Genomic DNA, 13694 nt, shown 5'->3' on the forward strand with positions numbered 1-13694 from the left:
ATTGAAATACGTAATGTGAATTATTGCAGCCATTGCATAGCCAAGAGACACCCAGCTGCCTAGCATTTGCCCTCATGAAAATAGTTGTACTTGGCGCAGGCGCATTGGGTTGCGCATTAGGCAGTGCTCTCACCGAGGGTGGGCATGAGGTGTGGTTGGTCAACCGTGGACAAGCGCATGTGAATGCGATGAAGCAGCACGGTTTGAAGGTTCGCGAGAACGGCGTGGACCGTTTTGTGAAGGTGCATGCCGCCACCACGTGCGCCGAGGTCGACCTTGGCACGGGGCCTGTGGATTTGGTCATCGTGTTGGTGAAATCGTTTCACACCCGCGAAGCCATCGAATCAGCCAAACCTGTTTTCGGCAAAGACACGGTGGTGCTGTCGCTGCAAAACGGTTTGGGCCACGAAGACATCTTGGCTGAAGTCGTGGGTCAAGCACGCGTGTTGGCGGGCAAGACCTACGCCGGCGGCGTGTTGATTGGCACTGGCCACATCATTGCGGGCACCCAAGGCAAAGACACCCACATCGGCGAGCTCAACGGCCAAGTGACGGAGCGCGTGACACGCATTGCCGAGGTGTTTAACGCGGCAGGTTTGTTGACCCATGTGAGTGAAAACATCATGGGCACCATGTGGGACAAGCTCTTGGTCAACGTCGCTACCGGCGCGTTGAGTGGCATCACCCGCTTGACCTATGGCGAGTTGTACCAACTGCCCGAAATCGAAGCGACAGCGATCTCCGCAGTGGCGGAGGCCATGGCCGTGGCCAAGGCCAAAGGCATCGCACTGAGTGTGACGGACCCCAAGCAACCGTGGGTCAAAGCTGCTGCGGGCCTGCCTGATGAATTCAAAGCCTCCATGCTGCAAAGCTTGGAAAAAGGTTCCATCACCGAAATCGACTTTGTCAACGGCGCCGTGGTGCGCTGGGGCGCAAAGCTCGGTGTGCCTACCCCTGTCAACCTTGCGCTCGTGGCTTGCATGAAAGGCATTGAGCGCGGTTTGTGCCATGTTTCCGCCAAGAAAGACAACGCATGACCTATACCAACAAAGCCTATGTCGAGCACGTCGCCGTGCGCGTCAAAGACATCCACTGGCACATCAAATTTTTCTACGACGTGTTGGGCATGGATGTGCGCGAAATCGACGGCCCCACAGACAACCCCCGCCAATATTGGACCTTGGGCGGCATGCAACTCATGGCCACCCCCGACTTTGAAGCGCCGCCGTCCAACGATGCCGGTTGGTTGGCCCACCTCGGTGTGATGGTGGATGACCTAGAGGCTGCGTTGACCGAAGCGCAAAAGTGGGGCGTCAAGCCATTGCCCCAAGGCCGCAATTGGTTGCAACTGCCTGACGGCTTAGCTCTTGAGCTGATACAAGCCGCACCCGGCACCGTGGGCCAAGCCCTGTCGATCAACCCCCGTGCGAAATAAAGAGACACCCATGAAACTCACCCCGCCTGTCATTCACTTCAACACGCCCGAAAGATACTGGGACGACGCCAAAGAAGGCGACGTGTGCATCAGCCCCACGTATGAAGTGACAGAAGACCGCATCAACGCCTACGCGGTGTTGACCGGCGACTACACGCCTGTGCACATCGACGAAGACTATGCCAAGACCACACCCTTTGGCACGCGCGTTGCGCACGGCTTGTTGGGACTCTCGATTGCCGACGGCTTGAAAACACAAAGCGAATACCGTTTTTTGCCAGGTATGTCTCTGGGCTGGACGTGGGACTTTTTGTTGCCCATCAAGATCAACGACACGCTGCATGTGAAGTTCACCGTCACGGGCTTGCGGGCCTCTAAAAGCCGTCCGGGGTGGGGCATCGTCATCTTGCCTTCTGAGCTGATCAACCAACACGGTCAAGTGGTGCACAAGGGTGAGCACCGTTTGATGATTCCACGCCGCCTCGGTGCCTTCTAAGGACTACAACATGAGCCAACAAAATCTTCCGCTCGCGGGCATGCGCGTCATTGACTACAGCCACTTCTTGGCGGGGCCGTATGTGGGCCGTTGCTTGGCGGCTTTGGGGGCAGAAGTCATCAAAGTCGAACGTCCTAAAACGGGCGATGCGGGGCGTCAGCACGCGTACTTCATCGGCAACCACAGCGGTTATTTTTTGCAGCAAAACATGGGCAAAAAAGGCCTGTGCGTGAACATGAAAGACCCACGCGGCCGTGCCTTGATGCAAAAGCTGGTGGACAGCGCCGATGTGTTTGTCGAGAACTACCGCCCAGGCGCGTTGGGCAAGATGGGCTTTGGGTATGAAGACCTCGCCAAGACCAACCCCGGCTTGGTGTATTGCTCAATCTCAGCCTACGGCCACACGGGGCCAGACGCGCACCGCGCAGGCTTTGGTTTGATTGCAGAGGCCAAGAGCGGCATCATGCAAATGGTGGGTGTGCCCGGTGAGGCACCGCCTTTGTTGCGCATCTCTTTGGGGGATATGTACACGGGCATTCATGCCGTGGCAGCCATCAATGCCGCGTTGCTAGGGCGTGTGAAATCTGGCAAGGGTCAGCACATTGATTTGGCTTTGTACGACACCCTGGTGTCCATGCATGAATATGCGGTGCAGCTCTACACCTTGTCAGGGGGCAAAGAGGTGCCGGTGCAAACGGGCCATGACATGCCCAACTCCACGCTCTACGGTGTGTTCCGTGCACAAGATGGTGACTTGGTCATTGCGGCGCAAGTGGACGATGCGTGGAAGCGTTTTGCGCAAGTGGTCGCGAACACAGGTGGCCCTGCAGGATGGGATGCCGATGAGCGCTTTCATACCGCGGCAGGGCGCAATGCCAATCGCTTGGAAATTTTGCCGATTGTCAAAGCGTGGGTAGCGCAGCAAAAAGTGGCGGACGTGTTGGCCAAACTCGACGCCATCGATGTGCCTTGCGCCAAAGTGCAACGCATTGATGAAGTGTTGGATGACCCACAAATTAAAGCGCGCGGCATGGTGATTGAGCAAGACCATCCCGCGCTTGGAAAAATCAAGCTGCCTAACTTGCCATTTCACTTCTCTGGCTGCGACACCACGGTCACGCAAGTGGCGCCTGACTTGGGGCAACACAACGCCGAGATTGCACACAGCTTGGGTTTCAGCGATGACGACATCGCGGCCATGCAAGCCGATGGCGTTTTGTACGCTGAATAAGAGAACGCACCATGACCGATCAATACGCCGTCATTGGCAACCCGATTGACTTCAGCAAGTCGCCACTCATTCACGGCATGTTTGCCGAAGTCACACACCAAGACATTGCCTACACCAAGATCTTGGGGCCCTTGGGCGAATTCGCCAAAACCGTCGATGCGTTTCGCGCCAACGGCGGTCAAGGCTTGAACATCACGGCGCCGTTCAAGCTGGATGCGTTTGCCTACGCCACCGAACGCTCGGCCCGTGCCGAGTTGGCAGGAGCCGTCAATGCGATGAAGTTTGACGGTAACAAAGTCATTGCCGAAAACTTTGATGGCGTGGGTTTGGTACGTGATGTGGTGCACAACCTGAAGACCCCCATGCGCGGCCAGCGCGTGTTGATGCTGGGCGCGGGCGGTGCTGCACGCGGTGCTTTGTTGCCATTCCTAGAGGAGCAACCCGAGCTGTTGGTGATTGCCAACCGCACGCTGGCGAAAGCGCAAGCCTTGGTGGCGCAAGTTTTGGCACAACAACCCAGCGCCAAAGGTCGTTTGCAGGCCATGGGCTATCAAGACTTGGTGGGCGAACAGTTTGATGTGGTGTTCAACGCCACATCGGCCAGTTTGACGGGCGACTTGCCGCCCGTGCCCGCTACGGTCTTTGCCCCCAATGGATTGGCCTACGAGCTGGCGTATGCCAAAGGCCTCACACCCTTTTTGCGTTTGGCGCAAAACGCAGGCGTCAAACACATCGCCGATGGCGTGGGCATGTTGGCTGAGCAAGCGGCAGAAGCCTTTGCGTGGTGGCGCGGTGTGCGCCCTGATACAGCGGCTGTGATTGAACGCATCCGTGTTCCTTTGGTTTAACGAAAGCGATTCATGCAAATTCATACCCCTCCGATCGGTTGGTGCGGCCCACTGGAACGCGCTGCCGACATGCACCAAGCAGGCTTGGACTACATCGAAGTACAGCTCGTCCCCATGAAGCTAGAAGATGACCAAGCCTTTGAAGAAGCCAAAGCACTGGTGCGCGACTTGCCATTGCCGGCATTGGCCATGAGCTATTTGTTCCCGCATGATTTCAGACTCGTTGGTGCAGAAAAAAATGAGGCGCGCAACCGTGCTTACTTTGACCGCGTGGTGGCCATGCTGGCGTTGGCCCAAAGTCGCATCGTGGTCTTGGGCAGTGGGTGGACACGCAATATCCCGCAAGGATGGTCGCAAGCTCAAGCGGAAGATGAGTTTTTGCACGCCTTGTCTTGGTGTGCGGATGCGCTGAAAGGTGTGGGCACGACGCTGGTGATTGAGCCGCTCAACACCAAAGAGTCCAACTTGGTCAACAGTGTGGCCGATGGCGTGCGCTTGGCCCAGCAACTCAACCGCGCCGAGGTGCGTGGCCTTGCTGATTTCTATCACATGGATGAAGAGAACGAGCCTTTGGCCACCTTGTCTGAGCAGGGCGATTGGGTGCAACACATCCATTTGGCCGATACGGGACGCTTGAACCCAGGCACTGGCAGCTATGACTATCCGGAATTCATGCGCCATTTGAAGCGCAGCGGTTACCGTGGTTTGCTCAGTGCCGAGTGCGGCTTCAAAGGTGAGCCGGTCGCGGCCATGCGCCACAGCTTTGAATTCTTGACGCACGCGTGGCACACGGCCGCCTGACGTATTAGGGTTCTTCTGGTGTCTACACCCCATGTCTTGCGTTCTATACTTTATGAATGAACGAAACGGTACATTCCGCACGCAAGGCGCCCAAGCGCACCAACGATCCCGAGCGGACGATGGCTGGCATCATGGCCGTGGCCACGCAAGAGTTCGCGGCCAAGGGCTTGGCGGGGGCGCGTATCGATGCGATTGCCGCCGCCACGCACACCAGCAAGCGCATGATCTATTACTACTACGGCAGCAAAGAGGGCTTGTACCTGGCCGTGCTGGAAGACGCGTATCGCCGCATCCGTGCCACCGAAGCCGAGCTGCACCTGGCCGATCTGTCGCCCGTCGAGGCGCTCAAGGCGCTGGTGGGCTTTACCTTCGATCACCACCACAGCAACCAAGACTTTGTGCGCTTGGTCATTTCCGAGAACATGCAGCGCGGGGAGTATCTGGCGCAAAGCAAGCTGATTCAAGAGCTCAACGTGTCGGTGATTCAGGCCATCGAAGCGCTGTACAAACGCGGTGTGAAAGCAGGGGTGTTTCGCAAGGGGCTGGACCCCATCGACATCCACGCGTCTATTTCGGCGTTGACTTTTTTCAACGTGTCCAACCGCTACACCTTCGATTTGATTTTCAAACGCAACGGCCAAACCGCCAAAGCTTTGGCTGCACGACGCCAAAGCGTGGTGGACATGGTTCTGCGTTTTGTGAGTTATTCCAATTTGGCATAACAGATAGTTTGCTATGCGTGATTTAAATGCGGGTTTTCACTGACATGCCACAAAGTAACTGTTTTGTACATTTTGTTCCAGCCCATATTCTTTAAGGATCTTCCTCATGTTTAACCTAATTTTGGATCGCTGCTGCCGAGTGCTGGAAGCCGCGATTGCCTTTTGCCTGGCTCTGATGGTGGTGCTGGTGTTTGGTAACGTATTTTTGCGTTACGCCATGAACTCTGGCATCACCTTGTCTGAAGAGTTGTCACGTTGGGCCTTTGTGTGGATGACCTTTTTGGGCGCCATCGTGGCCCTGAAGGAACACGGTCATTTAGGGACTGACATGTTGGTGAGCCGCTTAGGTCCGTTTGGCAAAAAGATTTGCTTAGGCGCTTCGTACGTCTTGATGTTGTTCGCATGCTGGTTGTTGTTCCGCGGTGCGTATGAGCAAGCGGTCATCAACTTGGACAGTACGAGTGCGGTGATGGAAGCTTCGATGAGCTGGGTGTATTTGCCCGGCATTTTGTTTGCTGTGTTGGGTGGGTTGATTCTTGCTGTTGAGCTGCTGCGCTTGCTCACGGGTCAAATTCGCGACGAAGACTTGGTGATGATCCAAGAATCTGAAGAAGTCCCTCACGGCGACAGCCACTAAACCCACTCAAGGAATAAGACCATGACGATCACTGTATTTCTCTTTTCCCTGATGGGTTCCATGGCATTGGGTATCCCAATCGCCTTCTCTTTGTTGCTCTGCGGTGCTGCGCTGATGTGGCACATGAACATGTTTGACGCGCAAATTTTGGCGCAAAACTTGATCGAAGGCTCCAACAGCTTCCCGCTGCTGGCCGTGCCATTCTTCATGCTGGCTGGCGAAATCATGAACGCGGGTGGTTTGTCACGCCGCATCGTGAACTTTGCAATGGCTTGCGTGGGCCACATCAAAGGTGGCTTGGGTTATGTGACCATCATGGCGGCTGTGATCATGGCCGCCTTGTCGGGCTCTGCTGTGGCGGACGCCGCGGCACTGGCGTCACTGCTGTTGCCCATGATGGTGGCTGCTGGACATGACCGCGCGCGTTCTGCGGGTTTGATCGCTTCTGCTGGCATCATCGCGCCGGTGATTCCACCGAGCATTGGTTTTGTGATTTTTGGAGTGGCCGGCAACGTGTCGATTTCTAAGTTGTTCATGGCCGGTATCGTGCCTGGCATCTTGTTGGGTGGTTCCTTATGGATCACTTGGTGGTGGTTGGCTCGCCAAGAGGTGGTCAGCGTTCCACCGCGTAAATCGTTTGGCGAAATCCGCGAAGCTCTGCGCGAAGCCACTTGGGCTTTGGTGTTGCCTGTGATCGTGGTGTTTGGTTTGAAGTTCGGTGTGTTCACACCCACGGAAGCCGCTGTGGTTGCTGCTGTGTATGCCTTGCTCATTTCGACGTTTATTTACAAAGAACTTAACTTCAAAAGCTTGTATCCCTTGTTTGTGGCGTCAGCCAAAACCAGTGCGATTGTGATGTTCTTGGTGGCCGCCGCCATGGTGTCAGCTTGGTTGATCACGGTGGCTAATTTACCGGCTGAATTGATCGTCTTGTTGCAACCTTTGTTGGATAGCCCTCGTTTGTTGATGCTGGCCATCATGGTGATCACCATGTTGGTGGGCACGGCCTTGGACATGACGCCCACCATTTTGTTGCTCACACCTGTGCTGATGCCTGTCGTGAAAGCTGCTGGTATTGACCCCGTGTACTTTGGTGTCTTGTTCATCATCAACAATGCGATTGGCTTGATCACACCACCTGTAGGGACCGTGCTGAATGCTGTGGCAGGTGTAGGCAAGGTCAGCATGGATGAGGTCACACGTGGTGTGATGCCGTTCATGGTGGCTCAGTTCATCATCATGTTTGCGATGGTGGCATTCCCACAACTCGTCATGGTTCCCGCTCGCTGGTTCTATTGATTTTTCTTTTCCACAGTCTGTTCGGGTACGCCAGACCGTGGAACTTTTTTGTTTGGCGTACGACCGCAAAGTTCATCAGGAGACACTGACATGAAACGTGTATTTATCAAAACCGTGATCGCTACGATGGCCTTGGCTGCCATGGGCATCGCTTCGGCACAAGAGAAAACCATCAAGTTCGCTAACCAGAACACTGCGGGTCACCCCATCGTGCAAGGTATGGAGAAATTCAAAGAAATCGTTGAGAAAAACTCTGGCGGCAAGATCAAGGTCAACCTGTTCCCAGGCGGTACTTTGGGTAGCGACCAGGCCAACGTGTCCGCCATTCAAGGCGGCACATTGGAGATGGCTTCCATGAACTCGGGCATCTTCGCCAGCCAAGTCAAAGACTTCGGCGTGTTCGACTTCCCCTTCATGTTTGCCAGCGGCAAAGAAGCTGACACGGTTGTCGACGGTGCCTTTGGCAAGAAGATGCATGCCAAGTTGGAAGAAAAAGGTTTGATCGGTTTGGCTTATTACGAGCTGGGTTTCCGCCACCTTTCAAACGGCAAGCGTGCCATCAACAAAGTGTCTGATATCGAAGGCCTGAAGTTGCGCGTCATTCCTAACCCCATCAACGTGGATTGGGTCAAAGCCTTGGGTGCTAACCCCACACCACTGCCATGGCCAGAGGTGTATGCCGCTTTGGAGCAAGGTGCTGTGGACGGTCAAGAAAACCCCATCCCCACCATCAATAGCGCCAAACTTTTCGAAGTGCAAAAGCACTTGGCTTTGACGGGCCATCAATACAACCCACAGTCTGTGGTGATTAGCAAAAAGTTCTGGGACACCTTGAACGCTGCTGAGAAAAAAATCGTTGCTGACGCTGCCGCTGAGTCTGCCAAGTTCCAACGCAGCACTGCACGTGCTCTGGAAGCCAGCTTGCTGGACAACTTGAAGAAGAACGGCATGCAAGTCACCACATTGCCAGCCTCTGAAATGGCCATCCTTCGTGAGAAGATGAAGCCTGTGATTGCCAAGCACGGCGAACCTATCGCTGCGACTGTGAGCGAATTGCAAGCTGAATTGACCAAGCTGCGCAAGTAACGCACCCCACGCGAAACCCTGTCTTTGCAGGGTTTCGCGTTTTTAGACGAACTGATATCAGGAGATTATTTTGAAAATTCTCATGCTGCATGGCATCAACCACGATATGTTTGGCAAGCGCGACCCCGTGCAATACGGCACCATCACGCTCGACGAAATCAATGCCAGCTTGCAAAAGTTGGGTGGCGAGTTGGGCGCGCAAGTGGAGTGTTTTCAAACCAATCACGAAGGTGATATGTGCGAGCGCATACACAAAGGTTTTTTAGATGGCGTAGACGCTGTGTTGATCAACGCCGGAGCCTGGACGCATTACAGCTACGGCATTCGAGATGCCTTGGCCATCCTCACATGTCCGATTGTTGAATTGCACATGTCCAACATCCATGCACGTGAAGAGTTCCGCCACAAGTCGGTGTTTGCCGAAATTGTGAAAGGCCAAATCTGTGGCTTTGGCGCGGACAGCTATTTGTTGGCTTTGCGTGCAGCTGTGTCTGCCGTTCAATCTTCTAAATAAAACACCATGAGCAAGCACGGCATTTCTATCAATGGCAACACGCAGCTGATTGCCCACATCGGCTATCCCACACATTCCTTCAAGTCACCCATGATTTACAACCCGTACTTCGCCAGTGCGGGCATCAATGCGGTGGTGGTGCCCATGGGCTGCCAAACGCCTGACTACCCGGTGTTTTTGAAATCAGTTTTCAGCCTCACCAACATTTGCGGTGCACTCATCACCATGCCGCACAAGGTGGTGACCGTGGGCTTGCTCGACGAAGTGACCGCCACCGTGCGCGTGGCCGGGGCTTGCAATGCCGTGAAAAAATTGGCGGATGGCCGTTTGGTCGGCGACATGTTTGACGGCGCAGGCTTTGTGCGCGGCGTGCAACGCAAGGGCTTTGACCTCACAGGTAAGCGCGTGTTGGTGGTCGGCTCAGGCGGTGTGGGTTGCGCCATTGCAGCGTCTCTCGCAGGTGCAGGCATTGCCGCCATCAGCTTGTTTGATGTGAACACCGCCTCTGCCGAGGCCTTGGGCCAACGCCTGAAACAAAACTACCCTCAGATCGATGTGCGCACGGGCTCAAACGACCCCGCTGACCACGACTTGGTGGTCAACGCCACGCCCATGGGCATGAACGAAGGCGATGCTTTGCCAATGGATGTGTCGCGCATTTCGCCTGACGCCTTTGTGGGCGAGGTGGTGATGAAAACCGAAATGACTGCCTTCTTGCAAGCCGCCAAGAACCGTGGCTGCCGCGTGCAGGTGGGCTCGGACATGTTGTTTGAACAAATCCCTGCCTACTTGGAATACTTCGACTTGCCCACCACCACGGCTGACGTGTTGCGCGATGTGGCACAGCTGAGTTACTAATTTTTCTTGGAGTATTTGATGACCTTGCCATCTCAACACCGCGAGTCCGTGCCCGACATGCCCAATCGTTTGGGCTTAGACGGGATCGAGTTCATCGAATACGCCACCAGCCGCCCACAGGCGCTGGGCCAAGTGCTAGAGAACATGGGCTTTCGCCCCGTGGCACGCCACCGCTCGCGTGAGGTGACCTTGTACCGCCAAGGCGGCATGAACTTGGTGGTCAACGCCAGCCCTGATGACGCGCGTGTGAGCGCCACCACCGATGGCCAACCCGTGATTTCTGCTGTGGCTTTCCGCGTGCGTGATGCGCTGCAAGCGCACACCCGCTGCATGGAGTTGGGCGCATGGAATGTGACCAGCCAAGCGCAAGCGATGGAGCTGCACATTCCTGCCATCCACGGCCCAGGCGGCAGCCGCTTTTATTTTGTGGACCGTTGGCAAGAGTTTTCGATTTACGACATCGATTTCAAACCCATCCCCACCGTGGACCAACACCCAGAAGCCACCGCTGGCATGAGCTACTTTGGCGTGGTGCAGTACATCGGTGCAGGTCGCAGTGCCGACTGGTTGGCCTACTTTGAACACATGTTTGATTTCAGCTTTGTGCCCGATGACCAACGTTTTGGCATCTTGCCCAAAGGCAAATTGATGAAGAGCCCGTGTGGCAACTTCTTGTGGCAACTGATCGAACCCGATCCTTGGATGGACACCGATGAATCGCCCGAGTGCTTGCAACGCATTGGTTTGGGCGCGGTCGATGTGGGCGCTGCGGTTGCGGCACTCAAAGCGCGTGGCGTGGAGTTTGTCGAGTCCACCCAGTTGCACCCCGAAGACCGTGGCGCGCTCACACGCAGCGCCTTGGGCTCGGTGTCGTTTGAGCTGGTTCACAAAGACTAATAAAAAGGCCACGCCATGAACTTACTCGACGGCTTCGGCATGGACACCATCACGATGGCGGGCTCTTTAGAAGCCAAGCTGTCGGCGATGAAAGACGCAGGCTTCTCACAAGTCATGCTCATGGCGCGTGACTTGGTCACACACCCCGGCGGCGTGCTTGCCGCCGTGGCCGCCGTGCAGGCCAGCGGTTTGCGTCCCACAGGTTTTCAGGTGTTGCGCGACTTTGAAGGTTTGTCTGGTCATTTGCACGGCTACAAAGTGGACATCGCCAAATCGATGTTGGAGATGTGCGCGGCCACGGGCAGCAAAGTGTTGTTGGCGTGTTCGTCCACCTCACGCCATGCCACCGATGACCTCGATCACATCGCCCGCGATTTGAAAAAGCTCGCCATGTTGGCCTTGCCCTTGGGGATCAAAGTGGCTTACGAAGGTTTGTCATGGGGCCGCACGGTCAACGAGTTCAACACGTCTTGGGATGTGGTGTGCCGCGCCGATTGCCCCAACCTCGGCATTGGTTTGGACTCGTTCCACATCTTCGCGGCCAACACACCGCTGGATGCGATTGAAGACCTCGACCCCGAGAAAATTTTCTTGGTGCAACTGTCTGACTTCATGTGGAACGAAACGCCCACCTTTGAAGACCGCATGACCACCGCACGCACCTTCCGTGTGTTCCCAGGCGAAGGTGTGCACAGCGAAGCCTTGGCTGACTTGGTGCTGCGCCTAGATCGCATTGGTTACCGTGGCGACTACAGCTTTGAAGTCTTCAACGACGACTACCAACAACTGCCCTTGGCCACTGTGGCCGAGCGCGCGCGCATAAGCGCCACATGGCTGCACGACAACGTGCTGCACCGTTCAGCCCCGTTGCCTGCTTGGACTCGCACACAAGCTTCTGTATGAAACAACGTCAACTCGGCCCCTACCAAGTTTCAGCCATTGGCCTTGGCTGCATGAACCTCAGCCACGCTTATGGCGCGCCACCCGCGCCTGAAGTGGGGGAGGCACTCATTCATCGCGCCCTAGACCTCGGCGTGACGATGTTTGATACCGCCGCTTTGTATGGCTTTGGCACCAACGAACTGTTGGTCGGTCGCGCCCTCAAAGCACATCGCAGTGAAATCACCTTGTGCAGCAAAGGCGGCATGGCGGGTGTGTCGTTCCCCGATGGCGTGAAGCGCGTCATCAATGGCCGTCCTGAAGCGATTCGCCAAAACTGCGAAGACAGCTTGTCGCGTTTGGGTACCGATGTGATTGACCTGTACTACCTGCATCGCTGGGACAAACAAGTGCCTATCGAGGACAGCGTGGGCGCTTTGAGCGACCTGGTGCGCGCAGGCAAGATTCGCGAGATTGGTTTGAGCGAAGTCTCGGCCACCACGCTGCGCAAAGCGCACGCCGTGCACCCCATTGCGGCGGTGCAAACCGAATATTCGCTGTGGACACGCAACCCCGAAATCGCTGTGCTCAAAGCCTGTGAAGAACTGGGCACCACCTTTGTGGCTTTCAGCCCCGTGGCGCGTGGCTTCTTGTGTGGTGATTTACGCGATGTCAGCAGCTTGGCCGCCAACGACATTCGCCGAGCCATGCCACGCTTTGCTGCGGACACCTATGCCGCCAACTTGCCTTTGCTTGATGCCTACCAAGCCATCGCACGCCAAGTGGGTTGCACGCCCGCGCAGCTGGCGTTGGCTTGGTTGCTACACAAAGACAGCAAACTCATCCCGATTCCCGGCACACAAAACATTCGCCACCTCGAAGACAACATCGCCGCCGCCGATGTGGTGTTGTCGGCTGAGCAGATGCAGCAGTTGGACACGCTCATCAACCCGCAGACGGTGAAGGGGGCGCGTTACAACGCGGTCAATGCGTCTGAGGTGGATACCGAAGAGTTCGCGTAAACGTATCAAGCAGCAAACAACAACTCCCGCAACCAAGCGTGCACAGGGTCTTGTTGGTGCCGCACATGCCAGATGGCATACATGGGCATTTCGGGTGTTTCAAAGGGGGCTGGCGCATCTGCCAAGCCGCGCAGCAAACCTTGGCGCAGCAAGCCGGGCAGGGTGGCCAAGCGCTCGGTGCCAGCCACGAAAGCTGCCACACCTGCAAAACTGCTCAAGGTAGCCGAAAAACGGCGTTGCACGCCTTTTTTCAGCAGCAGTTCATCAATGTCTAAGCTGCGACGCGGTTGGTGCACCACGGTGATGTGCTCGGCTGCCTCATAGGCTTTGAGCGACCGCGGAGCTTTGCGCACCTGCGGGTCGTAGAACACACGGTAGCTGTCGGCAAACAAGCGCTTGTGTTTGATGTCGGTGGCATCTGGCGGGCGAGGGCTGATGACCAACTGGCAGTCTTGTGCGCGCAGCATGTCAGCACTGGGCACATCCGACGGCACCACGCGCAGCGTGACGCCCGGAGCTTGGGCTTGCAAGCGGTTCAACAAGCCCGGCAGCAGCAAGTCACGCTGCAAATCATTGGCGGCGATGGTGAAACATTGGGTCAGGCGCGCAGGCTCAAATGCGCCACTGTGCACAAAGCCTTGCAACTGAGTCAGCAGTCCTTGGGCTTGCAAAGCCAAGGCTTCCGCCCGCGCCGTGGGCACAATGCCGCGCCCTGATTTGACAAACAAGGCGTCGCCCACGATGGCGCGCAAGCGGTCGAGCTGGTGGCTCACGGCCGACTGTGTGATGCCCAGCGCATTGGCTGCTGCGGTGACCGAGCCTTGCTCAATGACCGTGCTGAGCAAATGCAGCAGGTGACCGTCCAAATCTAAGTGATTAAATTTTTTCATGGAATAAATGAGTAATGCGCTGTTTATTTTATGGGTTGAAACGCCCACACTCCGATCCATTGAAAAACTTCAATCACGG

The 13694-nt window shown here is 56.0% G+C and carries 16 protein-coding genes; 15 read left to right on the plus strand and 1 reads right to left on the minus strand.

The genetic code is table 11. The annotated features are described in order from the left end of the window. The first annotated feature begins 74 nt into the window (after nucleotides 1–74). The 15 genes from QMG15_RS05220 to QMG15_RS05290 all read left to right on the plus strand — a co-directional run bounded on the left by QMG15_RS05220 (nucleotide 75) and on the right by QMG15_RS05290 (nucleotide 12725). On the plus strand, nucleotides 75–1037 hold the full coding sequence (locus QMG15_RS05220; RefSeq protein ID WP_281789824.1) for a ketopantoate reductase family protein: 963 nt from the start codon (nucleotides 75–77) through the stop codon (nucleotides 1035–1037). After that, nucleotides 1034–1435: a VOC family protein gene (locus QMG15_RS05225; protein ID WP_281789825.1), complete on the plus strand. Its 402-nt coding sequence runs from the start codon at nucleotides 1034–1036 to the stop codon at nucleotides 1433–1435. The genes QMG15_RS05220 and QMG15_RS05225 overlap by 4 nt, the downstream gene beginning before the upstream one ends. A gap of 10 nt (nucleotides 1436–1445) precedes the next feature. Continuing rightward, nucleotides 1446–1931: a MaoC family dehydratase gene (locus QMG15_RS05230; protein ID WP_281789826.1), complete on the plus strand. Its 486-nt coding sequence runs from the start codon at nucleotides 1446–1448 to the stop codon at nucleotides 1929–1931. A 10-nt stretch (nucleotides 1932–1941) separates the two neighbouring features. Then, nucleotides 1942–3162, plus strand: coding sequence for a CaiB/BaiF CoA-transferase family protein (locus QMG15_RS05235; protein WP_281789827.1), 1221 nt, complete (start codon nucleotides 1942–1944; stop codon nucleotides 3160–3162). Between the two features lie 11 nt (nucleotides 3163–3173). Continuing rightward, nucleotides 3174–4010 carry a shikimate dehydrogenase gene (gene aroE / locus QMG15_RS05240; RefSeq protein WP_281789828.1) on the plus strand — a complete coding sequence of 279 codons (837 nt, stop codon included), beginning with the start codon at nucleotides 3174–3176 and terminating at the stop codon, nucleotides 4008–4010. A 12-nt stretch (nucleotides 4011–4022) separates the two neighbouring features. Next, a complete protein-coding gene (locus QMG15_RS05245; RefSeq protein WP_281789829.1) occupies nucleotides 4023–4811 on the plus strand; it encodes a sugar phosphate isomerase/epimerase family protein in 789 nt (262 codons plus the stop codon). 56 nt (nucleotides 4812–4867) lie between these two features. After that, on the plus strand, nucleotides 4868–5533 hold the full coding sequence (locus tag QMG15_RS05250) for a TetR/AcrR family transcriptional regulator (protein ID WP_281789830.1): 666 nt from the start codon (nucleotides 4868–4870) through the stop codon (nucleotides 5531–5533). 106 nt (nucleotides 5534–5639) lie between these two features. Then, nucleotides 5640–6170, plus strand: a complete 531-nt coding sequence (locus tag QMG15_RS05255; RefSeq protein ID WP_281789831.1) for a TRAP transporter small permease — start codon at nucleotides 5640–5642, stop codon at nucleotides 6168–6170. A 21-nt stretch (nucleotides 6171–6191) separates the two neighbouring features. Continuing rightward, nucleotides 6192–7469, plus strand: a complete 1278-nt coding sequence (locus QMG15_RS05260; RefSeq protein WP_281789832.1) for a TRAP transporter large permease subunit — start codon at nucleotides 6192–6194, stop codon at nucleotides 7467–7469. Between the two features lie 90 nt (nucleotides 7470–7559). Beyond that, entirely contained in the window at nucleotides 7560–8555 is a 996-nt protein-coding gene (locus QMG15_RS05265) for a TRAP transporter substrate-binding protein (RefSeq protein WP_281789833.1), read from the plus strand. Nucleotides 8556–8625: 70 nt separating this feature from the next. Next, on the plus strand, nucleotides 8626–9069 hold the full coding sequence (gene aroQ, locus QMG15_RS05270) for a type II 3-dehydroquinate dehydratase (RefSeq protein WP_281789834.1): 444 nt from the start codon (nucleotides 8626–8628) through the stop codon (nucleotides 9067–9069). A gap of 6 nt (nucleotides 9070–9075) precedes the next feature. Continuing rightward, a complete protein-coding gene (locus QMG15_RS05275; RefSeq protein WP_281789835.1) occupies nucleotides 9076–9927 on the plus strand; it encodes a ThiF family adenylyltransferase in 852 nt (283 codons plus the stop codon). Between the two features lie 18 nt (nucleotides 9928–9945). Then, nucleotides 9946–10824: a 4-hydroxyphenylpyruvate dioxygenase gene (locus QMG15_RS05280; RefSeq protein ID WP_281789836.1), complete on the plus strand. Its 879-nt coding sequence runs from the start codon at nucleotides 9946–9948 to the stop codon at nucleotides 10822–10824. A gap of 15 nt (nucleotides 10825–10839) precedes the next feature. Continuing rightward, nucleotides 10840–11727, plus strand: a complete 888-nt coding sequence (locus QMG15_RS05285; RefSeq protein WP_281789837.1) for a TIM barrel protein — start codon at nucleotides 10840–10842, stop codon at nucleotides 11725–11727. Continuing rightward, nucleotides 11724–12725, plus strand: coding sequence for an aldo/keto reductase (locus tag QMG15_RS05290; RefSeq protein ID WP_281789838.1), 1002 nt, complete (start codon nucleotides 11724–11726; stop codon nucleotides 12723–12725). The genes QMG15_RS05285 and QMG15_RS05290 overlap by 4 nt, the downstream gene beginning before the upstream one ends. A 5-nt stretch (nucleotides 12726–12730) precedes the next feature. Here QMG15_RS05290 and QMG15_RS05295 read toward each other — a convergent pair whose 3' ends face one another. Further along, a complete protein-coding gene (locus tag QMG15_RS05295) occupies nucleotides 12731–13615 on the minus strand; it encodes a LysR family transcriptional regulator (RefSeq protein ID WP_281789839.1) in 885 nt (294 codons plus the stop codon). Between the last annotated feature and the right edge of the window lie 79 nt (nucleotides 13616–13694).

The sequence above is a fragment of the Limnohabitans sp. INBF002 genome, from assembly GCF_027924905.1.
Classification (GTDB): Bacteria; Pseudomonadota; Gammaproteobacteria; order Burkholderiales; family Burkholderiaceae_C; genus Limnohabitans.

Bases quoted from the DNA above. Each gene is read 5' to 3' on its own strand.
- QMG15_RS05220 (WP_281789824.1), top strand. From the start codon at position 75: ATGAAAATAGTTGTACTTGGCGCAGGCGCATTGGGTTGCGCATTAGGC.
- QMG15_RS05225 (WP_281789825.1), top strand. From the start codon at position 1,034: ATGACCTATACCAACAAAGCCTATGTCGAGCACGTCGCCGTGCGCGTC.
- QMG15_RS05230 (WP_281789826.1), top strand. From the start codon at position 1,446: ATGAAACTCACCCCGCCTGTCATTCACTTCAACACGCCCGAAAGATAC.
- QMG15_RS05235 (WP_281789827.1), top strand. From the start codon at position 1,942: ATGAGCCAACAAAATCTTCCGCTCGCGGGCATGCGCGTCATTGACTAC.
- aroE (WP_281789828.1), top strand. From the start codon at position 3,174: ATGACCGATCAATACGCCGTCATTGGCAACCCGATTGACTTCAGCAAG.
- QMG15_RS05245 (WP_281789829.1), top strand. From the start codon at position 4,023: ATGCAAATTCATACCCCTCCGATCGGTTGGTGCGGCCCACTGGAACGC.
- QMG15_RS05250 (WP_281789830.1), top strand. From the start codon at position 4,868: ATGAACGAAACGGTACATTCCGCACGCAAGGCGCCCAAGCGCACCAAC.
- QMG15_RS05255 (WP_281789831.1), top strand. From the start codon at position 5,640: ATGTTTAACCTAATTTTGGATCGCTGCTGCCGAGTGCTGGAAGCCGCG.
- QMG15_RS05260 (WP_281789832.1), top strand. From the start codon at position 6,192: ATGACGATCACTGTATTTCTCTTTTCCCTGATGGGTTCCATGGCATTG.
- QMG15_RS05265 (WP_281789833.1), top strand. From the start codon at position 7,560: ATGAAACGTGTATTTATCAAAACCGTGATCGCTACGATGGCCTTGGCT.
- QMG15_RS05275 (WP_281789835.1), top strand. From the start codon at position 9,076: ATGAGCAAGCACGGCATTTCTATCAATGGCAACACGCAGCTGATTGCC.
- QMG15_RS05280 (WP_281789836.1), top strand. From the start codon at position 9,946: ATGACCTTGCCATCTCAACACCGCGAGTCCGTGCCCGACATGCCCAAT.
- QMG15_RS05285 (WP_281789837.1), top strand. From the start codon at position 10,840: ATGAACTTACTCGACGGCTTCGGCATGGACACCATCACGATGGCGGGC.
- QMG15_RS05290 (WP_281789838.1), top strand. From the start codon at position 11,724: ATGAAACAACGTCAACTCGGCCCCTACCAAGTTTCAGCCATTGGCCTT.
- QMG15_RS05295 (WP_281789839.1), bottom strand. From the start codon at position 13,615: ATGAAAAAATTTAATCACTTAGATTTGGACGGTCACCTGCTGCATTTG.